Raw genomic sequence first — 25,572 nt, forward strand, 5'->3', positions numbered from 1 at the left:
CTTAATATTATTATAAACAATTCTCCATAAATATATATATTTTATGGCAATTTATAATTATAAACTATACTAAAAATATCATAAGTAAGTTAAAATATACACTATAGGCTTTATTAAAAAGGAGGTATACCTTTTGTTTCATAATATAATTGTAATTGGTGCAGGTGCTTCTGGCATTATGGCATCAATTACTGCAAAGGACAATGGAAAAGATGTGGCAATATTAGAATCCAAAAATAGGATGGGCAATAAGATCTTATCTACTGGAAACGGCAGATGTAATATAACAAATAAAAATATAATTTTCACTAAATATCACAGTAGAAATCTTGATTTTGTTAAAAATATTTTAAATAAATTTTCCGTTAGGGACACAATCACATTTTTTGATTCTCTAGGACTTCCTCTAACAACTCTGGAAAACGGAAAAATGTATCCTCTTTCCCTTCAAGCCTCATCTGTACTGGATATATTAAGAATGGCAATTGAAGATAGAAATATACCAATTTATTTAAATTCCAAAGTTACTGATATAATTCGCGATAAAAAATATTTTAAACTTTTTTGCCGTGATAAGGTTTATAAATGCAACAAAATCATATTATGCACTGGTGGTAAATCTGCTCCCCATACTGGTTCTGACGGCTCAGGTTTTAATATATGCAAAAATTTAGGCCACAGTATAATAACCCCTCTTCCCGCCCTGGTGCAGTTAAAATTAAGATACGATCACTTAAGAGCTCTATCTGGGGTAAAATTCAATGGATACGTTGAGATATTAGTAGATAATGAGATACAGCAGCGAGAATACGGCGAAATTCTATTTACAGACTACGGCATATCAGGTCCTCCTATATTGGAAATAAGCCGTATAGCTTCCTGTAATTTATTGAATAAAAGATCCGTAAAGATCAGAATTGACATGCTTCCAGATTTAAAAAGAGAAAGTCTGTTAGAATTTTTAGAAAACCATTGGGGAACTTTCAATTACAGGAGCGTTTATAACTCACTTATAGGAATAATAAACAAAAAAATAATACCAATACTTTTAAAAGAAGCTGCAGTAAATGACATCCATAAGCCCTGTTATGAGCTGAGTTGGCGTGAAAAAAAGAGCATATGCAATTTGTTGAAATGCTGGGAATTCATGGTATACGATACTAATTCCTTTAAAAATTCACAGGTCACCTGCGGCGGTGTCAGTACTGATGAAATAGACTATAATACACTTGAATCTAAAAAAATAGAACATCTATACCTAGCTGGTGAAATACTAGATGTAGATGGATGCTGTGGTGGTTTTAATTTACAATGGGCATGGAGTTCTGGTTTTGTAGCAGGGACAAGTGCTGCTGAATCATAATTCATCAGCATTTCTCTCTTATTTTTCATTGGCATCCCAAATAGCTTCTATTACAGATAATTCCTTTCCATTGTTATCAATAATTTTATGTAAAGATATATAACCTTCATCTTGTTTTTTTAATTCAGTAAATATCTTTATTTTTTCACCGTATAGTGCTTCCTTTTCATAAGTTATATTTATGTGCTTTATGTTGTATTCAAGTATTATATTCAGAGGAATAGTTTCCAAAATCCAATCTATATATTTTACATTATTGACATGCTTGTTGGTATCTATGTCACTATATCTTACATTGAAACTTTTTTCTATGGTAAATTTTTTAGGTAATTTCACATTTTTGATTAATAGAGGCTTATTGTCCTTTTCCGTCAATCCAAAAATTTTATACATATCTTCAGTTATTCTCAATATTTTTCTCTTATTGGTATCTATTAAAAGCCATATTGAATTGGCTTTTGCTATCATATTGTCTTCTTTATCAAATACTTCAAAAGTTCTGTAACCATAAAATTTTCTAAAAGAGCAGGCATTGGTCCTCACCCTGATTTTTTGACCATATTCAGGGTAGTGCTTTATATCTATATTCCACTTATACAGCACCCATGCCACTCCATTTTTCCTCGAATAACTCAGTCCACCTCCAACATTTTCAGAATGCTTGGTAGCTATATCTCCAAAGTAATTCACAAGACTGGTTATAAGCAGCCTCTCTTTATAATCTATTTCATAGTAGTTCACTTCATATTCCTTTTCAGCAATTGATCTATTCATTATCTCTCATTCCCCTCAATTGTAATATTTAAAATATAATAGATAAATTTATTTTCATCTCCAGCCACATACTATAATTAATATTATAATACAATATTCACTTTTTCCATAGAATAAGATATCATCTTTAAATAAGTCTTATTACAAAAACTTACTTAAAGATGATATAAACTAATTCTTTAAATATGGCTTACATCTATTGTTTGATCCCTACCTGGTCCTACAGAGACTATAGATATCTTTGTATCTGTGAAATCTTCTATTTTACTCAAATACTTTTTAGCAGCACCTGGTAATTCATCATAGGTCCTTGCATTCTCTATACTCCTGTTCCACCCTTGAAATTCTTCGTATACGGGTTCACATCTAGCCAAATCCTCTAGACTTGCAGGTACATAATCTATAACCTTTCCATTAAGCTTATACCCTATACATACTTTTACTTTTTCAAGTCCTGCCAGAGTATCTATTTTAGTAATTGCAAAACTTGTAAGTCCCGAAAGTCTGGCGCTGGTCTTAAGTATCACCAAATCCAGCCATCCACACCTTCTGGCTCTACCCGTAGTAACTCCATATTCATGACCATTTTCCCTAAGCCAATTTCCTGTCTCATCAAAAAGTTCTGTGGGGAAAGGACCTTTTCCTACCCTTGTAGTATAAGCTTTTGCCACACCTACTGCACCCGTTATCACAGTAGGTCCAATCCCTGAACCAATACAAACTCCTCCTGCAATAGTACTGGAAGAGGTAACATAAGGATAAGTGCCATAATCCACATCCAGCAGAGTTCCCTGTGCTCCTTCAAATAATACTTTTCTTCCATCTTTTATATTTCTATAAACCTCTACTGATATATCTTTTACATAAGGTTCCAATGCTTTTCCATAATTAATGTACTCATTGTATATCGAGTCAAATTCCAAAGGCTTTTCTCCATATACCTTTGTTATTATATCGTTTTTTACTTTTAAATTTTCCCTCAGTTTTTCCTCGAATACATCTTGATGTATGAGATCACATATTCTTATACCGCTTCTCTCCATTTTATCAGTATAACAAGGTCCAATTCCCTTTCCTGTCGTGCCTATATCTTTTTTGCCTCTGGACCTCTCTTTAATACCATCTAAAACTTTATGATAGGGCATCACAAGTTGGGCTCTATCGCTAATAATTAAGTTTTGAGGTGATATATTAACATATGCTTTTTTCAAATAGTCTATTTCTTCAAATAAAGCTTTTGGATCAAGTACCACGCCATTACCTATTATATTGATTTTATCCCCATAAAGTATTCCCGACGGTATAAGATGAAGTTTATATTGTTTGCCGCCTGTTTCAACCGTATGTCCTGCATTGCTGCCACCTTGAAACCTAACAACAACATCTGAATTTTTAGCAAGGTAATCTGTTATTTTACCTTTTCCCTCATCACCCCATTGGGCTCCCAAAACAATAAATGCTGACATAAGAATTTCCTCCCCTTTTTATATAGGTTAATATTTAAATAAATAATTATAATAGAAGCAGATATTTTAGCTATTTTTTAGTTATATCCCTAGCCACTACTACTCCAGTTACCGAGGCCTGCATAAGCCCTCTTGTAATTCCGGCACCATCTCCTATGGCATATAAATTTTTTATAGATGTTTCAAATTTGTCATTGGTTTCAAATTTGCTGGAATAAAATTTTACTTCTACACCATAGAGCAGTGTGTTTTTACTGTAAAGTCCTGGTGCAACATTATTAAAAGCTTTTAATGCTTCAACTATAGATGTCAAATATCTCTGGGGTAATACAAAACTTAAATCCCCAGGAACTGCTGATTTTAAAGTTGGTATAGTAGTGGATTTCTTAAGTCTTGAATAATCTGTTCGCCTTCCATTTAACAGATCTCCCAGTCTTTGAACCATAATCCCTCCTCCCGTAAGCATGTTCCCAAGTTTCGCAATATATTTACCGTAGGTTATGGGTTGATTAAACGGTTCTGTAAAAGATGTAGAAACCAGCATAGCGAAATTAGTATTTTCTGTTCTGAGCTCTTTTTCCTCATAGCTGTGTCCATTTACTACAGCTATGGTACCATCATAATGTTCTTCCGATACAACTCCTCCTGGATTCATGCAAAAAGTTCTAACTTTATTATCAAAAGTGTCTGAATAATATATAAGTTTTGCCTCATATAGATCTTTTGTAAGGTTATCCATTATAGAATTTGGAACTTCCACTCTTACTCCTATATCTACAGCATTGTTGGTGGTTTTTAATTTCAGTCTTTTGGACTGAACTGCAAACCACTCTGCACCACCTCTACCTGGAGCCACTACTACATAATCTGCCAGAATATTTTTTTCTCCATCTTTATTTTTAATAGCTACCCCTATAACTTCACCATTCTCAACCAATATATCCTTCACCGTGGTAAGCTCACTGAATTCTATATTTATATTATTTAAAAGATGATAATACATTTTTTTCAATACATCATAGGCTAATTCCGTTCCCAAATGTCTAACCGGACATTCTATAAGCCTTATATTATATTTGCTTGCTTCATATTTCACTTTATCTACTTTTTCATTATTTAATCCATATACAGTTTTATTGGCTCCAAATTTTAGATATATATCGTCACAATATTTTATTAATTTCTTACATTCATCTTCTGAAAAATACTCTAAAATCCTTCCTCCTACTTCTGGACTCAGTGAAAGCTTTCCATCAGAAAAAGCTCCTGCACCTGACCAGCCAGAAGTAATACCACATGGATTGCAATTCATACATTTTCCAGTCGTTCTCGCAGGGCATTTCCTGTTTTCTATATTTCGCCCTTTATCAATTATCAATACACTCATGTTCCTATTAAGTTTAGTAATTTCCAAAGCAGTAAATATTCCTGCAGGGCCAGCTCCAACTATTACAACATCATATTTTTCTTTCAAGTAGCATCCCTCCTTCAACATGGTATCAAAATTAGACGCTCCAGTCAACAAAATATACGAATATTTTTCATGAATTTTGAATAAAAATTCGTAAATTTTCAAAGTATACACTTTTAGTTAAATAAAAATTACAACTTTACATTATAATTTTATTAACAATTTTAGCTCTATTTCCATAATATATTATTGTAGTAAATTTTATGGAGGTATTTAATGAACAACGACAATAAAGATATCAACGAGGAATCCATGGAAAATTATGATTATACTAGAAATACTTACCCCTATTATTGCCCCCTTTACAATTGTCCCTATGCTCCGTCTGCAGCGGACCAATATGACGATGAAAGCATAGAAGAGCCAATTGATCTTGACTCAGCATACAGACAACACGGCCGAAGAAGGCGCAGGAGAAGGCGCAGACGTAGACGTCCATATTATCCTGGATTTGGTCCAGTGATATTCCCAATCATATTTCCATTTGATTTTGACGATTGGGATTACTAAATAAAAGCTTATTTCATTTACATTATACTATCAACCCATATCATTTAAATAAATAAAAGATGCTTTGAACTACCATAAACTAATTCAAAGCATCTCTTGCTTTTATACCCGTAGAAGTTAAAAAATATAAATTCACTATTATAATAGACAAAACTTGGCACAAAAAAATCTATACTAAATCTTTCAATTCAGGTACCATATTGGGTACAGTCTTTCCAAGTACTGCTTTTACTAAATTTTCCGCAGCAAGCATTGCCATATCAAAACGAGTTTTCGCAGTAGCTGAACCAATATGAGGCAAAGTTATAACATTGGTCATTTTTAAAAGAGGATTTTCAGGATCTATTGGTTCTGTTTCATAAACATCCAGTCCTGCAGCAAGTATTTTATTGTTATTTAAAGCATCCACCAATGCCTTTTCATTAACCGTCTGCCCTCTAGAAGCGTTTATGAAAATCGCTGACTTCTTCATTAGATCAAATTCTTTATAATCAATTATATGATAGGTATTCTTATTATATGGAACCATTACTGAAATAAAATCAGACTTTTTAAGTAAATCATCAAGGCTTTCATATTGTACACCTAGTTCATTTTCAATATTTAACCTTCTATTTCTATTGTGGTATAAAACATTCATGTTAAAACCAAACTTTGCCTTTCTGGCCACACATTCACCTATTCTACCCATTCCTATGATTCCCAAAGTGGCATGATTTATATCCACTCCAAAAAGATTGCTGTCAATATCTTTTTTCCATTTACCTTTTTTTACATAGGAATCCAATTCAGAGATTCTTCTAGCCGTAGACATAATAAGAGTCATTATAAGATCTGACACGGTTTCATTTAATACAAAAGGTGTATTGGTTCCTATCACTTTCCTTTGTTTCATAGCATTTATTTCAAAATTATCATATCCGACAGAAATATCACTGACAACTTTAAGCCTAGGTGAATGTGCCAAAATTCTATCATTGATTTTAGTTCCTGAAGTTAAGAGGCCTTCAACATCCTTTAAATTTTTAATGAGTTCCCCTTCAGATATTTCTGAATCAGAATCCCATTTTTTATAGTCACAATATTTAGCAATAAACTCTTCCACCTCTTTAGGAACAGGCTTTGCTATAAATACTTTAGGCCTATCCATAACTTACCTCCTTAATCTTTCAATATTTTTATCCCTTTTTATTTTATATTTATAAATTCCCTTATTTTATTTTTTATATTTTCATCTGCTTCGATACTGTAATTTTTTAAAGATGTATTAATATTTATATTTAAACGCATACCTACTGCTTCTTTCAATGTTATCATAAATGGATCCATGAGATTATATATTCCCATCAATTTATTTATCTTGCCCTGACAGATCATCAATTTGTCAACATCCTTTTTCTGAAATGCTTTATAAGCATCAATAAATATTCTGGCATTTATATTTGTAAGTCCCCCTATAATCCCTGAACCCTGTGACAGTAAATTGGGTATCAGGTATTCTTCAAATCCTGAAAATATAGAAAAACCACTTTGGGAATTTTTGAATTTTTCACTATATTTTCTTACATTGCTTATGGAATCAATGGTATCCTTTATACCAACAATGTTATCAAAATCAACGGCCAGTTTAAACACAAGATCAGGTGATAAATTAGTCCCTGTTCTATCTGGAAAATTATATAACAATATAGGCAATTTTGTATTTCTGGCTGTTATAGAATAGTATTCATAGAGATGCTGATCATTTAAACTAAAATAATAAGGAGTTACAATCAAAACTGCATCCGCACCTATGCTCTCTGCAAACTTATTTAATTCCAGCACTTCTTCTATGTTATTGGAGCCTGTCCCAACTATAAACTTAACTCTCCCTGCAATAACTTCACATACAAATTTCACATAATCTTTTCTCTGCTCAAGCGACATACTAAAAAATTCTCCCGTACTTCCAAGAGCTACAATACCATCAATGCCATTAGAAATTAACTTTTCAATTAAAATCCTAGTAGCTTCTTTATTAACACTTCCCTTATCATCAAAAATAGTGACCATTGGTGTATAAATTCCTTTAAACATTAAAACTTCCTCCTCATTTTATCCTTAGAATTATTTTTATATATAATATGCTTTTAGCTTATTATCTCAAAATAATTTTTCTCTTGTATATCCAAGTTTCTTTGAAATTTCTAAAGCTGCCTTTATTATAAAATTCTTGTTTTCTTCCACATTTTCATCATATTTTTTAACTTTCAATTTTGAAGTAGATACTGCAGCTATAGCTTTTCCTACATTATTATATACCGGAACGCCTATGCAGAATATACCATCTTCATTTTCCTCATCAGATATGGAATACCCTCTTTTTCTCGTTGCCTCTAAATCTTTTAGCAAGTCTTCAGGATTTACCAATGTACTTTTAGTCCTTGGTATCAATTTAACTTTGGATAGATATTCACTAATTTCTGCTTCACTATAAGTAGCCAAAATAGCTTTCCCTAAACCTGTAGAATAGAGAGGCATGATTGATCCCAAATCAGCAGTTGTTCTCAATGCTTTTTTTGATTCTTTCTTATCTATATATACAAGCTCATTATTGTTTACTACTGCTAAAAATACAGTTTCCCCTATATTATCAGTTACCAATTTTAAGATGGGATCTGCAATATTAATCAATTCGGTTTTATTTAAATATAGACTTCCAAGCTTAAATGCACCAATACCCAATTCATAGCTCTTCAACTTTTTATCCTTTATCGAGAGAAAATCTCTTTCAACCAGTGCATTTACAATATTAAACACACTGGTTTTAGGTATATTCAGGCTTCTACTTAATTCAGCTATAGTAACAGGTTCTTCCCTTTCACCGATAAATTTTAAAATATCTAAGCCTCTTAAAATTGCCTTGTTCAAACAATTCACCTCACTATTCTATATATGAAACGCTATTCCATATTTTAAATACATTATAAATATTTACTATCCCAATGTCAATAATAAAATCACGGCCATTATTTAAAAATTAGCCGTGATCTCAAATTTTAACTATGAAAATCATACTACAATACTGTTAATCGCGTGTCCATATCAAAAATATGAATTTTACTTGTATCCAAAGCCAATTTGACTTTATCTCCGGATTTAAAATTCACTATGCCTTCTACCCTGGCTATAACATTGGATTCACCTTTAGATAAATATATATAGCTTTCCGCTCCCATAAGTTCCGTTAAGTCCACATTGAATTCCACCAGACATTCATTTTCTGTGTTTTCTCCAGGTATTCTTATATTTTCAGGTCTTATTCCAATTATAATATTTTTACCCACATAACCCTTCTTTTCCAGAACATTTGACATGTCATCCTGCAGAATTATCTGTTTTCCTTCGAATAAAACTGCAAGTTTTCCATTTACATGATCCAATTTGGAATTTATGAAATTCATCTGCGGGCTTCCAATAAATCCTGCCACAAATACATTTTTAGGGTGATTGTATATCTCCTGCGGAGTATCCACCTGTTGTATAACCCCGTCCTTTATTACCACGATTCTTGTACCCAGTGTCATTGCCTCTGTCTGATCATGGGTTACATATATAAAGGTGGTCTGAAGCTTCTTATGAAGTTTTGATATTTCTGTCCTCATCTGAACTCTCAATTTGGCATCCAAATTTGACAAAGGTTCATCCATTAAAAATACTTTTGGATTTCTGACTATAGCTCTCCCCATAGCCACTCTCTGTCTTTGTCCACCTGATAATTCCTTAGGTTTTCTTTTAAGCAAATCATATATATCCAACGTTTTAGCAGCATTTTTTACTTTTTGATCTATTTGAAGTTTTTGTACTTTTCTCATTTTAAGTCCAAAGGCCATATTATCATAAACAGTCATATGCGGGTACAATGCATAGTTCTGAAATACCATAGCAATATCCCTATCCTTAGGAGTCACTCCATTTACAAGCTGATTATCTATATAGAGCTCTCCACCGGTTATCTCCTCAAGCCCTGCAATCATTCTAAGAACAGTGGACTTTCCACAGCCTGAAGGCCCCACGAATACTATAAATTCTTTATCCTTTATTTCCAGATTAAAATCTTTAATGGTGTCAACATTACCTGAATAAGTTTTGCATATGTGCCGCAGGGATAAATTCGCCATCTTTACTATACTCCTTCCTTTTAGACATCATTTCCTAAATTAATTTTTTAAGCACATTAGGATAATTCGTTATTATACCATCTACTCCCAAATGAATAAGCTTTTTCATATCACTTTCCTTATTTACAGTATAGGTATTTATAAGTATACCATTTTCCTTTATATCGCCAATTATATCCTTATCCATAATAAGGGAAAAGAGAGGATGGAGTGCATCAGCCCCTATCCTCCTTGCATATTCTCCCGGTTTATGAATGGGTAATCCATACAGCAGCCCTGTCTTAATACTGCTGTCATACTCTTTTACTTTCTGCATAGAATAATGATTGAAAGATGATATTATCACATTTTTTTCTAATCCATATTGATAAATCTTGTCTATTGTATATTTTTCTAAATCCTTATAATGTACAATATCATTTTTAAGTTCAAGATTTAGGAGAAGATTTTTATCCTTCATATAATCTAACAGCTCATCCAAACTTGGAATTCTTTCTCCATGTCCGGCATTGAACTTCATAAGCTCCCGACAAGTATAATCCTTTATGAACCCGGTTCCATCCGTAGTCCTGTCTATTGTCTCATCATGACAGAGAACTATTACGCCGTCTTTTGTGATATGGAGGTCTGTCTCTATTCCATCCGCACCTGTTTCCACTGCTTTTCTAAAAGCCTGCATGGTGTTTTCAGGATACATTCCGCTGAATCCTCTGTGTGCAATATTTAAAGTTTTGACCATTACCACTGTACTCTCCTTTTTCTCCTCATATATTACTTGTTATTCTGATTATATTTCTCTATAGCCGAATTTATGCTGTCTGTCGAATTCTTAACAGCCTCTTCCGGAGATTGTTTACCCTGAAGCATCTGCTCTATATTTGTCTCAACAGTCTGTCTTGCCTCCGGGAATACAGACATAAGTGCACCTTTAGCTGTGGAAGGAGAATTATGAAGTTGATCTATGGCTGTCTGGAACTGAGGTTTTTTCTTCAGATTATCCTTCATTGTCTGAACATCATAAGCTTTTTTGGTAACAGGGAAATATCCTGTCTGACTGGCCCAGTAAGCCTGCTCTTCCGGTGACACCATGTACTTTATAAATTCCCAGGTTGCTTTTTCCTTGGCAGTGTCCTTGCTGTCAAGTGCCCACAATGAGGCTCCTCCTATTGATACACCGCCGTCCTTTATTCCATCAAAAGATGGTAAAGCTGCAGTTCCTACTTCAAATCTTCCTCCTATGCCACTTAGTACAGCCGACAAATCTGCTGTAGATTCAATGTACATAGCTGTCTTGCCTGCTATAAATGCATTTTCCGTATCATCTTCATTTCTTCCAAAGTTAGCTGCATTACCGGATTTAACTAGTTTCTGCCATTCATCCAATACTTTTACGCCTGCTCCATTTTTATCAAACTCCACAGCCGTTGGAGCTTTTTCTCTACCATTGCCATTATTTGCATAATTTTGTCCCTGCTTAACTATGAATTGTTCAAAGAACCATCCATATATGGCCATTGCATAACCATACTGAGTTACCTTCCCTGAAGCGTCCTTCTTAGTAAGCTTTGCCGCTGCACTTTCCAGTTCTGAAAATGTCTTAGGAGGGTTTTCAGGATCCAGCCCTGCAGCTTTAAAAGCATTCTTGTTGTAGTAAAGTATTGGAGTTGATGAATTAAACGGCATAGAGTACAATTTATTGTTCACAGTATAATATCCTGCTATGTTAGGTTCCAAGCTGGATATATCGTATTTTTCACTGTCTATGAAATCCTGCATGGGCTTTACCCATCCGCTGTCTATCATAAATCTGGTACCTATATCATAGGTCTGCATAACATCAGGCCCATTTTTTGCTCTCTCCGCACTCTTTAATTTATTTATAGCCTCATCGTATTTCCCTTGAAATTGCGCATTGACTTTAATGTCTTTATGGGAACTGTTGAAATCATTGACCATTTTGGTAAGTGCCTGCCCGTTTTTACCTGACATGGAATGCCAGAATGTAATCTGAACAGTTTTGCCGGATCCTGAGGATTGACCTGAATTGTTGCTTCCACATCCGGTAAAAATACCTCCTACCATCAACGAAGCTAATAATAAACTTATGAATTTCCTTTTCATTATTTTTCTCCTCTCAAAATTAATTATTGGCATATTTTTTATATGAATTTTACAACTACCCCTTTACTGCACCGGAAGTCATGCCTTCAATAAGCTGCTTCTGACCAAATATGAAAATTATAATTGAAGGTAAAAGCACCATTATAATACCTGCCATTATAAGTCCAAAAGATTGGTTCTCAGAGAACTGCAGCATACTTATACCTATCTGAACAGTTCTTGTACTGTCCTTGCTGGTTACAAGCAGAGGCCATAGATATTGATTCCAGGTAACTAAAAAAGTATATACACCAAGAGATCCTACAATAGGCCTCGACATGGGAAAAACTATTCTGGTAAAAAATTTAAAATTGCTGCAGCCATCCATCTTTGCGGCTTCATAGAGTTCCCTCGGAAGAGTGAGATAATACTGTCTCATCATGAATATTCCCATGGCGGCGCTTAAATAGGGAACGATGAGAGCTTTATAGCTGTCCAGCCATCCAAAAGATCCTACCGTCAAATAATTTGATATCATAATGGATTCCGCCGGTATCATCATAGTGGCTATTACAATTACAAACAATACCTTTTTACCTTTAAAATCAAAAAATGAAAACGAAAAAGCTGCCAGACAAGAGGTGAAAATCTCACCTATAGTTACCCCCAGAGATACTACAAAACTGTTGACTATAAATTTCATTATGGGAGCAGCATTCAAAGCATCTGTATAATTATTTAAATACAATTCCTTAGGTATCAATTTGGGCGGATAGGAAAATATTTGCTCCGGCGGCATAAAACTAACGGCAAGGGCATATAAAATAGGCGCTATAGTTATAATACCGAATACTGTATTCACAATATAAAGAATTATTTTATTTATATTTTTTTTCATGTACCATTACCTCTCCACATTTATTTATAAAAAACCTTTTTATCTTCATATCTGAATTGAAGCAGGGTTATGACAAACATAAGCAGGAACAAGACTATGGATTCAGCACTGGCGGCGCCAAATCTGCTGTTAAAAAACGCATTTCTATAAATGGAATATACAAGAACATTAGTGGCTTCGGCAGGCCCTCCCAGAGTCATTATATTTATCTGACCAAAAGTTTGAAATCCATTTATGATATTTATGATGAGTACAAAAAAAAGAGTTGGAGAAAGACAGGGCAGTATTACATTTTTCAACCTTTGAAGATAATTTGCTCCATCTATTGATGCACTTTCTACTAGTTCTTTCGGTATATTTTGAAGACCGGAAGTTATAAAAATAAAATTTATACAGGCATTTAGCCATACACCTACTATGGATACTGCTATAAATCCCCAGAAGGGACTTGTAAGCCAGCCAATACTCTTTCCCAGGAGAAAATTAACAAAACCTATGCTTGGATTAAACAAAAGCATCCATATTATTGCCGCAGAAGCAGAGGATACTGCCATGGGCATGGCATACATAGTGCTGAAAAGTCCCTTGAACTTCAACTTGTTATCACATAAAAGTGCAAGCATAAGTCCAATGAGTATAGCTGGTATTGTAGTCACAATTACATATTTAAAAGTCACAACGACACTATTTATAAAAGAGGGATCCTTAAATAAATCAATATAATTGGAGAAACCTGCAAAGGAGCTTGGCTCTCCCTGGGCATTAGTACTGAACAAACTTAAATATATAGTTTTAAAAAAAGGAAAATAGGTAAATCCCAAAAATATGACTATACATGGGATAATATACAGATAAGGTTCCACGATATTTATAATTTTTTTACTTTCAACGGTCTTATTCTGAATCAAACAAACTTGCTTTGATGCTTTTTCCATTTAATTACCTCCATTAATTTTCTTTACGGATATATATTATCTCATCAATATTAATAAAGGTTTATATTACGGTTAAATATATTTAACACATTGTTCTGGAAATAATTACAGCCTAAAAATAGAAGTATCAATTTAGCACATAACAGTCCAAGTATGGCTCCTGATATTATATCAGTGGGATAATGAACACAAAGGTATACCCTTGAAAACGCTATTAAAAATGCTATTAACAAAAATATTACCTTATATTCACTGAACTGAGCTGACAAAACACCTGCTACTGCAAAGGAAGAAAAGGTATGACCTGATGGAAAGGAATAAGAAATGGGTCTTGAAATTAAAAGTTGAAGATCATTTTTACAATTACAGGGCCTTATTCTTCTAACCAAGTGCTTCATTATTCCTTCTCCAAATATAGTACTTATAATTAAAGTAACCAATACCATAATTCCCGTTGTCTTATAATCCATGCACAGCATTAAATACAGAGCTATTGCAATCCAAAGTACTCCTCCATTTCCCAAAGCTGTAGTAAACATCATAGCTTTATCCACAGCTGGTCTGCGCATATTATCCTGTATGAATTCCAAAATAAAATCGTCGAACTTTTTTATCAAAAGTATCACCTTCTATATTGGTTTTTTCATTATCACCAATTTTATTTTATACAATCAATATTACTAAAAGATTAATAACACATTAAAAAGTCTTAATAATATTAACTTACCAATAAATTTTCATTATTTCAATAAAAAAATAAGGCATTGCAAACAGTCAATGTCTTATTTTTAAATTATAATTTTAAGGGGGTAATGCTACAAACTTTACTTACAGTATCTTCTGGAGGTTGCACTTGAATTTACCGTGCCCTGCAACCACAGACACCTTTTGGTAATTACCAACATTTCCATTTATATGTTATGTTCAAATACATCATTTTCAATTTCGCTAAGATATTTCCTTAGGACACTTATTATTATATATGGTATTTGTTACGTCTTAATGTCATATTTATAAACTATTTGTGAACAATCAAGTATTTTTCTGGACTTAGATAGAGTTTCCAAACTGCAGCTGACTTTTGCTTTTTGTATCACCACGGCCCCGGCCGATACCGTTTGGTATCGGCCGGGGCCGTGGTTTTTGTCATAGTTCACGATCTGGATTCTGTCGCAGCTATTCTTTACATCTGCTTGCATAATCGCAAACTGCGTAGTTCAAAGCAAGCTCCGCCATGATGGCAAAGGATTGGTCAGCTTCAGACAGGGTGCCGTTGTCGCTTAACAGTTTTGCAATGGCATTACGCTGCGGCAGACCTGCCGTAACAACTGCTTTGCCCTTCATCAATTCACACAGTGCATTCATACATGCGTGAAGTATGGGCAACTTCGCGTCGGAAGAAAGATAACCAATTTCAGTAATAAGCTTCCGTTCCGTCTTAAAGCCCAATATAACTAGACGGTCATCTCCCTGCACGCAGCCGGTGCATTGCGCATCCGGCGGCATAATGTTCTCCATCTTTGCGTAAGCGGCAAGCTTTTCCGGAACTGTAGCCATAGAGAAATCCCCCCTTATATTTCGGTTTCATGAGCACAGGGCGAATAATGTCCTGCAAAAAAAGCACGACCTGTATCTGGCTCACAGTTTAATTTGTTTTCAATAAAGTGTTGTACCGCACGTCTGGCATTTCCATAAACGCCTGCAAATACAGCTACACCAGCTACTGCCATATCACGACGCGTCTGGTTCTGCAGCATACCGCAGAGAACGGCATCCACCTGATGGGAACGCAGCTGGCGACTCAAATTTGCTTCGGGTTCATGGTCAGTAATGCTGATGATGGTTTTGCCATCAACATTAAAAACTTGATAGAGCGGAGCATTTTCCAGTGTCAAACTAATGGAATCCTTATTGATCGGTACTGCGATTTTGCTCATGGCATCCTCCTTCAGACAACATCAGGTCGTCCGGCGTTTTATCATGCCTGACGTTCTGCAAAACGTCACTGTTTTTTTGACTTTTGTCAGACGCCGGAATGGCTTCAGAAAATTTTTTAAAAAGCGTACTCCCACAGGCAGCGCCTAAAGCGATCAGAATGATGTTCAACAGTCCAACCAGAATCAACGGTGTCACCGAACCGGTCTTGACCAGGGCGGCGCCTGCACTGTAAGCTGCGTTACCACAGCCCAGCGCAGTTACGCTCACACCGCCGGCGCCAAGACTATTTAAAAAATCAATTACGCCGAGTTTAGTCAGAACGCCTCCGCCGATGGCTATCAGCAGGATTGCCACAAGATGAAAAGATATTTTGATTTCTGTCAGAAATTGTGTCAGCGCACAAATGAGTCCGCCAATCAAAAATGCATACAAAAAAGCCATGATTCACCCTCCTTAGCACAACAGCAGGCCAAGTATGAATGCAATGACAAATCCTGTGCCCAAGATCTTCAATACATTCCAAAAGCCTACAATGAAAGCCTTCTCTAATTTTGCACCGGCCTTTTGCGCAGCCGCCGCTGAGGTAGCAGCGCCAAACATCAGTCCGCAAACTGGAATTGCGGCGCCGCTATCACCGAACTCGGCAACCTTAAAGTAGAAACCGTTTGCAATTATTACCACAGCGATAACACCAAAAGCGAGAATACTTACCATAATAACCATAGTTGCATCGGAAATAAATATTGCGAACAAGGCAATCAGTAACTGACCGATCAAGCCAAAACAGCCACCTACCAAAAATGCTTTCAGAATTTTCCGTATAGCAGTCAACTTCTTACCTCCTTTATTCTATCATGAAAGCTGTCCCGAGGACAGCGTAATCCATCAGGGACAGTAAACAACTTTACAGTAACGCTTCCACGAAACGACTGACGATGGCCCGCGCCGTATTGACCTTGTAGTGGTTCATGGACATGGGGATGACATCCTTCACGGCCAAAGCACCTGCTTCTTCTGCCAATTCCCGGCTGAGCGTCTTACCCTTCAGCAGTTCCTCCACTTCATCCAGCTTGACTGGAATCGGCGCTACGCCGCCCATGACCAGCGATACATCCACAAGCTTGCCGTCCTCCAGCTTATATGCATAAGCCAGGCTGACCAGAGCAAAATCTATGGCTTCACGGATGCGCATCTTTTCATAGCCTGTCACATAATCGGGTCTGTCAGGTAACTTCACCGCGGTGACAAGTTCATCCTGATCCAACATATCGTAGGCCTTTAACTTGGTCGTGAAGAAGTCGCGTGCTGCGATTTCCTTTTTTGTGGTAATCACTTTGCCGTCCAACGCAACCAGCACAGGGGAAATGTCGGAAGCGTTGACGCTGTAGCAGCCACAGTTCATGCAACGTCCTGCCTCAGCCTGCGCCTCTTCCAGGCTTAGAGACGAGGCATCCTCGTCTGTCAGTGAACGTTCACCCAAAGCATGTTCAGTAAGCTTTTTGCTCTCCGTCTTTTTGATGCCGTTTATATCGTAGGAGAGGAAGGCCTTGCTTTCAGCGGGGGCTTCCACTGGATAACCCATTTTCTTGCTCATGGTTTTTGCCGCTATACCACCTGAGCAAATAGCGCGAATGGCAATGTCGGGACCGGTAACTGCATCGCCGCCTGCAAAGATTTTGTCGTTCTTTGTCTGATATGTCTCCATGTCAACATCAAACAATCCACGAGCCGTCTTGAGCTGCGCACCAAACTTGTCACCCAGAAAGCTGGTATCCACACGCTGACCGGTAGCCAGAATGATGGTAGTCGCATCAAATACACAGGTCTCGTTCTCATCATAGACAGGACTGAAACGATGCTCCTCATTGAAGACGGATACGCACCTCATAGATTCCAGGCCAATCACTTTTCCGTCATCATCAGTTACAACCCCCTTCAATCCCCAGCCGTTGAAGATTTCAACACCTTCTTCCTTTGCACGGGCGATCTCTTCCGCTGTCGCGGGCATTTCCTTTTCCTGCTCCAGACAGACCAGACAGACATGCTTTGCACCCATGCGCTTCGCCGTCAGCGCCACGTCCATAGCCACGTTACCACCGCCGCAGACCAGAACATCATTGTCGATAGCTTTCTTCAGGAAGGTATTGACCTCTACCAAAAAGTTCAGGCCGAACTCAGTCAGTTCCTCTCCCTGAATGCCAAGTATAGGCTGCTTCCATGCGCCGGTGCCAAAATAAATACTGTCATAATCCGTCACCAGCTCATCCATGCTGATGTTCTTGCCAATGGTAGTATTCATGATGAACTTCACACCCATATTGGCAACAGCCTGTACGTAGCCCTCAACAATACTCTTTGGCAGACGATAATGAGGAATACCGTAATACAGTACACCGCCGGCCTTCTCATGGGTATCGAACACAGTTACGCTATGTCCCTGAGAGCGCAGGAAGTAAGCGGCAGTCAGACCACCGGGACCTGCGCCGACAACGGCTACCCGCTTGCCGGTTTCCCTGGTGGGTTTCACATAGAATCTATCGACATTTTTGAGAATGTAATCACCCAGAGTGCGTTCAACACAATGGATACCTACATTCTCGCCGTACTGACACTGGTTGCAGTTGTCCTGGCAGGGATGCGGGCAGATACGGGCAGTACACATGGGCATAGGGTTCACCCTCAGAATAATCCTTGCGGCCTCATCCCAGTTACCCTTGCGAATCTGCTCCATATAGGCCGGAATATCGGTGCCGGCCGGACAGCCCTTGCCGCAGGGATTCACATGCGTCTTCATGCCGCCATAGATAGAGTGATAGCGGTTTTCTCCCTGCAATGCATAACAAGTTGCGCCGCCCTTGCGGGAGCAGTCCATGCGTCCACCGATTTCATGCGGATAGCGATAATACCAGCAGCGTACATCCTGGCAGATATTTCCGCCAATAGTGCCGACATTGCGAATCAAAGGCGTGGCTACAGAATGGGCAGCATCAGCCAGAGCCTTTGCCTTACGCTGAAGAACAGAAGACTCAGCAACATCGGTCAACCTGGTCAAAGCCTTAACCGTAATACTCCCCTCATTTTGCACAATACCCGCAGCATCAGGAATTGTCTTAAGGTCGACAACACTTGCGGGGCTTTCGTTCAGAATGGCATGATTATAAACATTAATTAGATCCGTGCCGCCGGCCAAAATATCAGCATTTCCCTTGGCCAGCATTGCGGAGGCTTCTTCAAATGAAGTTACACTCGTATATTCAAATTGTCTCATGATTTATCCTCCTTACAGTTTGCCCAGGGCCTTGAGAATGCCCTCGCGGCTTGCTGGATACTCGCAGTAATCAACGCCAATGGCGTTGGAAATGGCCATCATCATCGCGGCGGGACCGGGAGCTCCGGAGATTTCGCCGAGGCCGACAGCCTTCCAGCGGGAAACTTCAGGCAGCGATTCCTCAATCACGATGTCCATCGGCGGAAAGGCGTTAAAGGGACGCCACTTGTAATCGATAAGATTGCCCGTTAGGAGACGGCCATTCCTTTTATCAAGAACGTTTTCCTCCATTAAACCGGTGTCCGCGGCTGCGGCACCAAACCCTCCCTGAAACTGCATCTCAAGTGTGGCTGGATCGATAACCTGTCCGACATCGGAGCCAACAGCCACGTCAACAAGCTTAGCTTCGCCGGTTTCCAGATCTACCTCAACCTCGGCAAAATAGATGCAGTAGTTGGACTTGGTATAATCATGATAGTACTTGCCAATGCCGTGCGCCTGATAGGCAAACGGAACAACCTCATTCCAGCGCCATCTCTTTTCAGGGCGGTGCCTGTAGAAAATCATACTGTCATGTGTATCCAAATCCTCCGGAGAGGCGTGCAACTTCTTGGCTGCCTCTTCAAGCAGCTGACGGCGGGCGTCCTCCGCCGCACGCGTAACGGCAGTAACGCTAGTTATAGTGCCACGTGATCCTGCAGGACCCTGCCCATAGCCGCTGTTTTCCGTGTTTTCTTCAACAACGTAGACTTTTTCGATCTCCATATCCATAACTTCGGCAACAATCTTTCTGAGGTTGCTGCGCTGACCGCAGCCCTGTTCGGCAACATCGGTATGAATATATGCACAGCCCTGGAAAGGATCGAGGCGGACATAAGCAACGCAATCGTCTTCACCGACGTCGGCATTTCCATGACAGGAAACGCCAACGCCATAGGCCTTGTTGCCCACGACTTTAGTCGGCTTCATCCAGCCTTTCCATTTGTCCTTCCAGCCAAACCTCTTCGCCGTGGAATAGGTAACCGGTGCATAGTCCTGCTCGCGGCATTCGTACCATAACTTATTACGCCAATACCAACCGTCACCGGTCTGAGCAAAGTTTTTTGCAATGAAATCAACAGGATCAAGCCCTGCCTTGCGAACCAGACGCATAACAACGGGCATCATGGCACACTTGATCTCCTGACCACCGAAGCCACGCACCGGACCCGTCATAACATGGTTTGTGAAAACCATTTTGCCGTCCAAATCCCAGTTTTTACACTTGCCCAGAGCAATTTGTGCTTCACCGAGACCGACACCCATCTGCCACTGTCCGCAGGAATTATATGCACCGCAGTTTAGATAAACATCGCCTTTGACCGCATGTACATATCCGTCCTTTAGGCCGATCTTAATCTTCATGTACATACCGATACGCACATCGAAGGCAGTAAGCTGTTCACTCTTGGTTAAGCACACTTTGCAGGGACGCCCTGGGTTTGCGACCGCCATGATGGCAGCATACTGTGTCGGCGTGGCCATAGGGGCCTTATTGCCAAAGCCGCCGCCAACATTGAAAACTGTGGTGTCGTTGGGCATACCGTCCTGCAGAATCATAGCGTTCAGACGATAGCCGTGGGGCGTCTGGGTCGTGGCCCATGCCTTCATTCTGTTATGACTGCTGTCATACTTGAAAACAGTAATCGGGGGTTCCATAGCAGCAGGAGATCCAAGAGAGTTGTAATCCGCCTCGCTCTCATCTACAAAATCACATTCCTCAAAGGCTTTGTCCACGTCACCGCGTTTGAGATGCATCATCATATCCTCACCCACAAAGGGGACAACGGGCCACACGATATTGCCACGCGGGAACGCCTTGGGATGCACTTTTGGCGCATCTGGCCTAATAGCTTTTTTAATGTCAAAAACAGGGGTACGCTGCTCATACTCGATTTCAATCAAATCAAGCGCACGCTCTGCAATGTTTGGATCTTCCGCCGCGACCAGTGCGACAGCATCACCAACATAGCAGCCGTAATCGTGCAGAACCGGAACCAGCGGCGGCATGTTAAGGCCCCAATTTTTACAGATTTCAGGCATATTGCCATAATACATGACATTGGCAACGCCGGGATATGCCTCGGCCTTGCTGATATCAATCTTCTTGATTTTCGCACTCGGATATGGACACTTGAGCGCTTTCACATAAAGCATATCCTTCATTTTGAAATCGTCCAGATAAATAGTCTTGCCTGTAACAATTTCTTTCGCTTCCATACGCTCTGTATTCTTGCCTATGTAGCGATACTCAATCTTGCTCATTTCGTTCCTCCTTTACGCATTTTGCTTCATATACAGCTCTGCTGCATTAAAGACATGATACTGACTTATACATCGGCACATGTTGCCGGAAAGCGCTTCACCAATTTCTTCCCTACTGGGATGCGGGTTGTTGATAAAGAGTCCTTTAAGCGCCATAATGATGCCGGGCGTACAATAACCGCACTGAAAGGCATACTTGTCGATGAACGCCTGCTGTAGCGGGTCAAGTTCACCGGTCTTGGGGTCATGTAGGCCTTCAATTGTTACGACGTCAGCGCCGTCACAGGCGGCAGTCAGAATCTGACAGCTGGGCACGGCCACATCATTCATCAGCACCGTGCAGCAGCCACACGCTCCCTGACCGCAGGCCAGTTTCGTACCTGTCAGATTCAGACGCTCTCGCAGCGTTTCGCACAGTGTTTCCTCATCGGGAATGATCCCGTACCCATCGTCATGTCCGATGTGGAATACTTCTTTTTTGCCATTGATAATCATCCGAATGGTTTTGCTCATACTTTTCTCCACCTTTCATTCATGTTGCATTCGGCAGCTTAAATAATCAGAATAGTTTAAATTATCCTAATTATTTAAGTAATTAAAGAATAAGAGAAAAAAATCTTTTTGGCAATGTCTAACAAATTAAAAAAGCTGGAGGAAATTTGGCCTGAAAACCAAACCCAAGTAATACAAATACTATTATATTTTCATACTCAATTGTTATAATGTTAATAATAGGTATCACAATTTTATAGATTCAATAATGGGGGTAATGGGTATGGATGCAGATATGATGAAAATCAGAAGTGAATATCTGGAAATACTTACAAATGGGGCAGGTTTGGCTGATTTGTGTGAGGTAACTGCACAGCATTGCGGCACACCGGTTTGTATTACTTTAACAACACGCACAATCATTGCCAAATCTGCAAACTACACAAAAGAACTGGTGGATGAATACATGAATCACTTGCTTCTGTGCACAGAAGCAGAAGTGAGGAAGCGTTGTACTGAAGTAGAAAAAAATCTATATATGTGCAAAACTTTGGTGAGCTGTTATCCTTTTATGCGATATAAACATATTAACTGCGGCTGCTTCCATCATACCTATATGCTTGGCGTGCTGGACTGCCCAATCACGAAGAAAATCGACACGAATGCAGCCATTGCCATTATAGAAATGGCTGCTCCTATCTTCATGACAGCACTGAAGCTTGGCGGATATCTGAACGATGAGACGACGATGGCCATGCAAACGTATTTACTGGGTATTTTGCATGGAAACCCGAACGAATGGTACCAGGAACACAATATCTATGAGCCTCCGTTGGAGAACATCGCGTCATGGAAGCTTGTATGGAGCCCTTCTATAGGTGAATTGTGGGCCAGACAACGCCGTAACGAACTGGGACTGTATTGTGCCTGTCATGAGCATATTTGGTTCGTAGAGTATGAAGGCGGCGCTGTGATTTTAATGAATGCGGAAAAACAGTACGACCTGAATATGCTGGCAGATAAATGCGGAAAAATCAGCCCAATCAGTGTCAGCGAATCGTTTTCTAAGCTCCGTGAGATGACAAAGCACCTCCATGCAGCACAGACAACATTACATCTGGCTGCTTTTGAAGAAAACAGTGAAAGAATTGTACTTGTTCAAAACTACAAATCAGTGATGGCTTATTTGTTTTTGAAACAACATCATCCGACCTCCTTGAAACTTGTTCATCCTGCTATTTTACAAATAAAAAAATATGACCAAGAGCATAGCAGTGAATATTATGAGACCCTGCGTGCCTATTTGCTTTACCATAGGAACTACAGTTTGATGGCAAAGCGCCTGCACATACACAAAAACACGGTTTCATACAGAATGCAGCGACTGATTGAATTGTTTGAGATTGACCTGACGGACTGCCGGACTATTACAGCGCTTTATTTGGGACTATTTGAAGACTATAAGCAATAAGAGCCTCTTTCGCTTGCAAAGCCTTTGCAATAGCTGACTTGAGGCTGTCCATGGAATAAAAAACCTCATTTGAGAGCCAGGCAGGCGATCACAGCAGCAATTTTCCTAATCATGCCTTTAACAGACAGCTTACGCTTTGACTTTCGAACCTGAGCCGGCATGATCTCAGTGGAATAATAATCCCCCAGTGTCTCATTCATAGGCCTTGTTGTACGCCCGACTGGAATCGAACCAGCAGCAACACCTTTGGTGTTCTATAGAAAGCTCTGCCTCCTCCTGGCGACAAAGCCATCGTCAATTATTTAAGGGAGCAGCTTATTGTCACCACCAGAGCGATAATCCAATACTAGTTAAAAGATATCGACATATTCAATGGGCATCTCTATTCGGGGACGATGCTCTTTCCCTGAACTCTTTCTGTTGCTGATTCATACAGTATATCTAACCAGAAAAAAAGATAGCCATCATAAGGATGACTATCTTTTTTTCTGGTGCTTCCAACAGGAGTCGAATCTGTGACCTACTGGAACTTGAATATTAGAATAACTTATCCAAGCGCATAGCAGTGCTTATCTCTCACTTTAAAGGAACTGGGAGTATTAGCAATGGTAGCGATCAAATAAAGTTATAATACTTCTGCAATGTAATTTATTGAAAAAAGGTCAACTGTCCAAATGGATCAACTGCCTTTATCTATTCTGTTGAAAGTTATACGATTTCAAATACTGCGGTAGTTCTCAATTTCTTTTAATATACACATGCCTACAATTTCTTTATTTAGTTTAATCCTACAGAAATATCGAAAATTTTTCTTTTTATATTGTTGAAATTTAACTTCAATTAATCTAAAATTATAGTGTTCATACTAAAGCTCCTTTCTATATTTGCTTTCTCAATGTTAATTATATAAAGTCTTTAGTATGAATAACAGATTTCCTTACAAGGTAATTGCGGATTAACCTCTTTTATTTTTTGTCTAAAAAACATTTTACTTATTTAAGCCCCCTGCCTATCATTAACATTAGAACGTATAGATTTAACTTTCTCCTTAGGCAGTTTAATTGTCACAAAGAAACCTAATATACTAAATATCATAAGAAAAATGAATACGGAATTCACTCCATAGCGACCCATTAAGATCCCAACTACATTATTGGAAATAAATCCACCAAAGCTGGCAAAAGCGTTAATAATAGCAAGACCAACTGCTGCAGCTTCTTCAGCCAGGAATACTGTAGGCATAGCCCAGAAACATGGGTATCCACCATATAAACCAAGTATGGTAATAATAAGCGCTACAAATCTCAAGATAACATTACTGCTTGCTAAAATCATTATAAAACCACCAGTGGAAATCAATAGCATTATTGCTGTATGCCAGCGTCTTTCATTATGGATATCAGAATGGCGTCCCCATACATACATAGTAATAGCAGCGATTGTATACGGAATTGTAATAAAGACTCCTATAGAAGTCAAAGATAAGCTTTGCGCTAAACCCTTTACAATCTGCGGCAACCATAACATAAGAACGTTACCACCGAGAACGTAACAGAAATATACGAAAGTTAACTGCCAGATTATAGGATACTTAAAAGTATCTTTGATGCTCATCTGCTCAGATTTCATCTTATCTTTATTAGCATCTATTTCTCTTTGAAGTTCTGCTTTAAGCCAGGCTTTTTCATCTGATTGAAGCCATTTTGCTTTATCTATATCATCTACCAGATAAAATATCGTTACAACTCCAGCTACAATAGCAGGAATGGCTTCAATACAGAACATCCATCTCCACCCGGAAAGTCCCATCCACTGTACGTTCTGCATAACCCATGTAGAAATAGGGGATCCAATTACCGATGAAATAGGTATGGCAAGCATGAAAAACGAAATTGCTTTTGCACGCTCCTTTTCAGGGAACCAATAGGACAAATAATAAACTATTCCAGGGAAGAAACCAGCTTCAGCAATTCCAAGCAATATACGGATAGCAACTAAGTGAACGAAGTTGTCAGCGAACATGGTAATAAAACTAACGATACCCCAGGAAACCAATATACGGCAAATCCATTTTCTGGCTCCCACTTTGTGAAGCATGACATTGCTTGGTACTTCAAAGATAACGTATCCAATAAAGAACAGACTCGAAAGTAACCCAAAGGCTGCCGAACTAATTCCCAGCTCTTTATTCATCGTCAATGCTGCATAACTGAAATTAGAACGATCAATATAACATATGATGTAGAGTATAAGCATAAACGGAAGAATATGTTTTTTGATCCTACTTACAGTACGTTTTTCAAGGTCAGAATCCATAAGGATTCCAATTTTGTTCATAATTATACACTCCTTTTAATTTTTATTGATTTTTTTATATATTTACAAGAATTCTCCCAATAATTGTAGATTTCTTAATTGCCAA

At 38.5% G+C, this 25,572-nt stretch carries 24 protein-coding genes; 3 read left to right on the forward strand and 21 right to left on the reverse strand.

The window, feature by feature from the left end:
* The first annotated feature begins 133 nt into the window (after positions 1-133).
* On the forward strand, positions 134-1,363 hold the full coding sequence (locus J5G60_RS02805) for an NAD(P)/FAD-dependent oxidoreductase (protein WP_150356487.1): 1,230 nt from the start codon (positions 134-136) through the stop codon (positions 1,361-1,363).
* A gap of 18 nt (positions 1,364-1,381) precedes the next feature.
* Here the strand turns inward: J5G60_RS02805 and J5G60_RS02810 are convergent, their stop codons facing one another.
* The 3 genes from J5G60_RS02810 to J5G60_RS02820 form a co-directional block, all read right to left on the reverse strand.
* Positions 1,382-2,137, reverse strand: coding sequence for an acyl-[acyl-carrier-protein] thioesterase (locus J5G60_RS02810; protein ID WP_150356486.1), 756 nt, complete (start codon positions 2,135-2,137; stop codon positions 1,382-1,384).
* A gap of 179 nt (positions 2,138-2,316) precedes the next feature.
* Positions 2,317-3,603, reverse strand: coding sequence for an adenylosuccinate synthase (locus J5G60_RS02815; protein ID WP_150356485.1), 1,287 nt, complete (start codon positions 3,601-3,603; stop codon positions 2,317-2,319).
* A gap of 70 nt (positions 3,604-3,673) precedes the next feature.
* Entirely contained in the window at positions 3,674-5,077 is a 1,404-nt protein-coding gene (locus J5G60_RS02820; RefSeq protein ID WP_150356484.1) for an NAD(P)/FAD-dependent oxidoreductase, read from the reverse strand.
* 213 nt (positions 5,078-5,290) lie between these two features.
* Between J5G60_RS02820 and J5G60_RS02825 the strand changes: the two genes are divergently transcribed.
* The gene (locus J5G60_RS02825; RefSeq protein WP_150356483.1) at positions 5,291-5,584 is read left to right on the forward strand and encodes a hypothetical protein; all 294 of its coding nucleotides are present in this window, start codon (positions 5,291-5,293) and stop codon (positions 5,582-5,584) included.
* A gap of 169 nt (positions 5,585-5,753) precedes the next feature.
* Here J5G60_RS02825 and J5G60_RS02830 read toward each other — a convergent pair whose 3' ends face one another.
* The 16 genes from J5G60_RS02830 to J5G60_RS02905 all read right to left on the reverse strand — a co-directional run bounded on the left by J5G60_RS02830 (position 5,754) and on the right by J5G60_RS02905 (position 21,700).
* A complete protein-coding gene (locus J5G60_RS02830; RefSeq protein WP_150356482.1) occupies positions 5,754-6,734 on the reverse strand; it encodes a 2-hydroxyacid dehydrogenase in 981 nt (326 codons plus the stop codon).
* 38 nt (positions 6,735-6,772) lie between these two features.
* The gene (locus J5G60_RS02835; RefSeq protein WP_150356481.1) at positions 6,773-7,660 is read right to left on the reverse strand and encodes a dihydrodipicolinate synthase family protein; all 888 of its coding nucleotides are present in this window, start codon (positions 7,658-7,660) and stop codon (positions 6,773-6,775) included.
* A gap of 66 nt (positions 7,661-7,726) precedes the next feature.
* Positions 7,727-8,494 carry an IclR family transcriptional regulator gene (locus J5G60_RS02840; RefSeq protein ID WP_150356480.1) on the reverse strand — a complete coding sequence of 256 codons (768 nt, stop codon included), beginning with the start codon at positions 8,492-8,494 and terminating at the stop codon, positions 7,727-7,729.
* 146 nt (positions 8,495-8,640) lie between these two features.
* Positions 8,641-9,744 (reverse strand): ABC transporter ATP-binding protein, encoded by a 1,104-nt coding sequence (locus J5G60_RS02845; RefSeq protein ID WP_150356479.1) that lies wholly within the window; start codon positions 9,742-9,744, stop codon positions 8,641-8,643.
* A gap of 34 nt (positions 9,745-9,778) precedes the next feature.
* Positions 9,779-10,483, reverse strand: a complete 705-nt coding sequence (locus J5G60_RS02850) for a glycerophosphodiester phosphodiesterase (protein WP_150356495.1) — start codon at positions 10,481-10,483, stop codon at positions 9,779-9,781.
* A 32-nt stretch (positions 10,484-10,515) separates the two neighbouring features.
* Positions 10,516-11,865, reverse strand: coding sequence for an ABC transporter substrate-binding protein (locus J5G60_RS02855; protein WP_150356478.1), 1,350 nt, complete (start codon positions 11,863-11,865; stop codon positions 10,516-10,518).
* A 55-nt stretch (positions 11,866-11,920) separates the two neighbouring features.
* A complete protein-coding gene (locus J5G60_RS02860) occupies positions 11,921-12,742 on the reverse strand; it encodes a carbohydrate ABC transporter permease (RefSeq protein ID WP_150356477.1) in 822 nt (273 codons plus the stop codon).
* 20 nt (positions 12,743-12,762) lie between these two features.
* Complete coding sequence (locus J5G60_RS02865; protein WP_150356476.1) at positions 12,763-13,677, reverse strand: carbohydrate ABC transporter permease; 915 nt, start codon at positions 13,675-13,677, stop codon at positions 12,763-12,765.
* A gap of 50 nt (positions 13,678-13,727) precedes the next feature.
* The gene (locus J5G60_RS02870; protein ID WP_326839067.1) at positions 13,728-14,303 is read right to left on the reverse strand and encodes a phosphatase PAP2 family protein; all 576 of its coding nucleotides are present in this window, start codon (positions 14,301-14,303) and stop codon (positions 13,728-13,730) included.
* Positions 14,304-14,853: 550 nt separating this feature from the next.
* The gene (locus tag J5G60_RS02875) at positions 14,854-15,234 is read right to left on the reverse strand and encodes a hypothetical protein (RefSeq protein WP_150356475.1); all 381 of its coding nucleotides are present in this window, start codon (positions 15,232-15,234) and stop codon (positions 14,854-14,856) included.
* A 14-nt stretch (positions 15,235-15,248) separates the two neighbouring features.
* The gene (locus tag J5G60_RS02880) at positions 15,249-15,614 is read right to left on the reverse strand and encodes a NifB/NifX family molybdenum-iron cluster-binding protein (protein WP_150356474.1); all 366 of its coding nucleotides are present in this window, start codon (positions 15,612-15,614) and stop codon (positions 15,249-15,251) included.
* The gene (locus tag J5G60_RS02885) at positions 15,586-16,056 is read right to left on the reverse strand and encodes a SpoVA/SpoVAEb family sporulation membrane protein (protein WP_150356473.1); all 471 of its coding nucleotides are present in this window, start codon (positions 16,054-16,056) and stop codon (positions 15,586-15,588) included. The genes J5G60_RS02880 and J5G60_RS02885 overlap by 29 nt, the downstream gene beginning before the upstream one ends.
* Positions 16,057-16,068: 12 nt before the next feature.
* On the reverse strand, positions 16,069-16,446 hold the full coding sequence (locus J5G60_RS02890; protein ID WP_150356472.1) for a SpoVA/SpoVAEb family sporulation membrane protein: 378 nt from the start codon (positions 16,444-16,446) through the stop codon (positions 16,069-16,071).
* Between the two features lie 73 nt (positions 16,447-16,519).
* Positions 16,520-18,883 (reverse strand): FAD binding domain-containing protein, encoded by a 2,364-nt coding sequence (locus tag J5G60_RS02895; protein ID WP_150356471.1) that lies wholly within the window; start codon positions 18,881-18,883, stop codon positions 16,520-16,522.
* A gap of 12 nt (positions 18,884-18,895) precedes the next feature.
* Entirely contained in the window at positions 18,896-21,187 is a 2,292-nt protein-coding gene (locus J5G60_RS02900; RefSeq protein WP_150356470.1) for a xanthine dehydrogenase family protein molybdopterin-binding subunit, read from the reverse strand.
* 12 nt (positions 21,188-21,199) lie between these two features.
* Positions 21,200-21,700 carry a (2Fe-2S)-binding protein gene (locus J5G60_RS02905; RefSeq protein WP_150356469.1) on the reverse strand — a complete coding sequence of 167 codons (501 nt, stop codon included), beginning with the start codon at positions 21,698-21,700 and terminating at the stop codon, positions 21,200-21,202.
* 262 nt (positions 21,701-21,962) lie between these two features.
* Between J5G60_RS02905 and J5G60_RS02910 the strand changes: the two genes are divergently transcribed.
* Positions 21,963-23,150: a helix-turn-helix domain-containing protein gene (locus J5G60_RS02910; RefSeq protein WP_190972181.1), complete on the forward strand. Its 1,188-nt coding sequence runs from the start codon at positions 21,963-21,965 to the stop codon at positions 23,148-23,150.
* Positions 23,151-23,215: 65 nt separating this feature from the next.
* On the opposite strand, the gene J5G60_RS19010 is transcribed toward J5G60_RS02910, so the two are convergent.
* Together J5G60_RS19010 and J5G60_RS02915 are read right to left on the reverse strand one after the other, a co-directional pair.
* Entirely contained in the window at positions 23,216-23,350 is a 135-nt protein-coding gene (locus J5G60_RS19010; protein WP_268253787.1) for a hypothetical protein, read from the reverse strand.
* Between the two features lie 796 nt (positions 23,351-24,146).
* Positions 24,147-25,487, reverse strand: a complete 1,341-nt coding sequence (locus J5G60_RS02915; protein ID WP_150356467.1) for an MFS transporter — start codon at positions 25,485-25,487, stop codon at positions 24,147-24,149.
* Between the last annotated feature and the right edge of the window lie 85 nt (positions 25,488-25,572).

Origin of the sequence: Clostridium sp. HV4-5-A1G (genome assembly GCF_900184915.1) — a bacterium.
In the GTDB taxonomy this organism is placed as follows: Bacteria; Bacillota; Clostridia; order Clostridiales; family Clostridiaceae; genus Clostridium_B; species Clostridium_B aromativorans.

What these genes read in the sequence shown, in the direction of transcription:
- J5G60_RS02810 (WP_150356486.1), bottom strand. Translation starts at nt 2,137, where the DNA reads ATGAATAGATCAATTGCTGAAAAGGAATATGAAGTGAACTACTATGAA.
- J5G60_RS02815 (WP_150356485.1), bottom strand. Translation starts at nt 3,603, where the DNA reads ATGTCAGCATTTATTGTTTTGGGAGCCCAATGGGGTGATGAGGGAAAA.
- J5G60_RS02825 (WP_150356483.1), top strand. Translation starts at nt 5,291, where the DNA reads ATGAACAACGACAATAAAGATATCAACGAGGAATCCATGGAAAATTAT.
- J5G60_RS02830 (WP_150356482.1), bottom strand. Translation starts at nt 6,734, where the DNA reads ATGGATAGGCCTAAAGTATTTATAGCAAAGCCTGTTCCTAAAGAGGTG.
- J5G60_RS02835 (WP_150356481.1), bottom strand. Translation starts at nt 7,660, where the DNA reads ATGTTTAAAGGAATTTATACACCAATGGTCACTATTTTTGATGATAAG.
- J5G60_RS02845 (WP_150356479.1), bottom strand. Translation starts at nt 9,744, where the DNA reads ATGGCGAATTTATCCCTGCGGCACATATGCAAAACTTATTCAGGTAAT.
- J5G60_RS02850 (WP_150356495.1), bottom strand. Translation starts at nt 10,483, where the DNA reads ATGGTCAAAACTTTAAATATTGCACACAGAGGATTCAGCGGAATGTAT.
- J5G60_RS02855 (WP_150356478.1), bottom strand. Translation starts at nt 11,865, where the DNA reads ATGAAAAGGAAATTCATAAGTTTATTATTAGCTTCGTTGATGGTAGGA.
- J5G60_RS02860 (WP_150356477.1), bottom strand. Translation starts at nt 12,742, where the DNA reads ATGAAAAAAAATATAAATAAAATAATTCTTTATATTGTGAATACAGTA.
- J5G60_RS02865 (WP_150356476.1), bottom strand. Translation starts at nt 13,677, where the DNA reads ATGGAAAAAGCATCAAAGCAAGTTTGTTTGATTCAGAATAAGACCGTT.
- J5G60_RS02875 (WP_150356475.1), bottom strand. Translation starts at nt 15,234, where the DNA reads ATGGCTACAGTTCCGGAAAAGCTTGCCGCTTACGCAAAGATGGAGAAC.
- J5G60_RS02880 (WP_150356474.1), bottom strand. Translation starts at nt 15,614, where the DNA reads ATGAGCAAAATCGCAGTACCGATCAATAAGGATTCCATTAGTTTGACA.
- J5G60_RS02885 (WP_150356473.1), bottom strand. Translation starts at nt 16,056, where the DNA reads ATGGCTTTTTTGTATGCATTTTTGATTGGCGGACTCATTTGTGCGCTG.
- J5G60_RS02895 (WP_150356471.1), bottom strand. Translation starts at nt 18,883, where the DNA reads ATGAGACAATTTGAATATACGAGTGTAACTTCATTTGAAGAAGCCTCC.
- J5G60_RS02900 (WP_150356470.1), bottom strand. Translation starts at nt 21,187, where the DNA reads ATGAGCAAGATTGAGTATCGCTACATAGGCAAGAATACAGAGCGTATG.
- J5G60_RS02905 (WP_150356469.1), bottom strand. Translation starts at nt 21,700, where the DNA reads ATGAGCAAAACCATTCGGATGATTATCAATGGCAAAAAAGAAGTATTC.
- J5G60_RS02910 (WP_190972181.1), top strand. Translation starts at nt 21,963, where the DNA reads ATGGATGCAGATATGATGAAAATCAGAAGTGAATATCTGGAAATACTT.
- J5G60_RS19010 (WP_268253787.1), bottom strand. Translation starts at nt 23,350, where the DNA reads ATGAATGAGACACTGGGGGATTATTATTCCACTGAGATCATGCCGGCT.
- J5G60_RS02915 (WP_150356467.1), bottom strand. Translation starts at nt 25,487, where the DNA reads ATGAACAAAATTGGAATCCTTATGGATTCTGACCTTGAAAAACGTACT.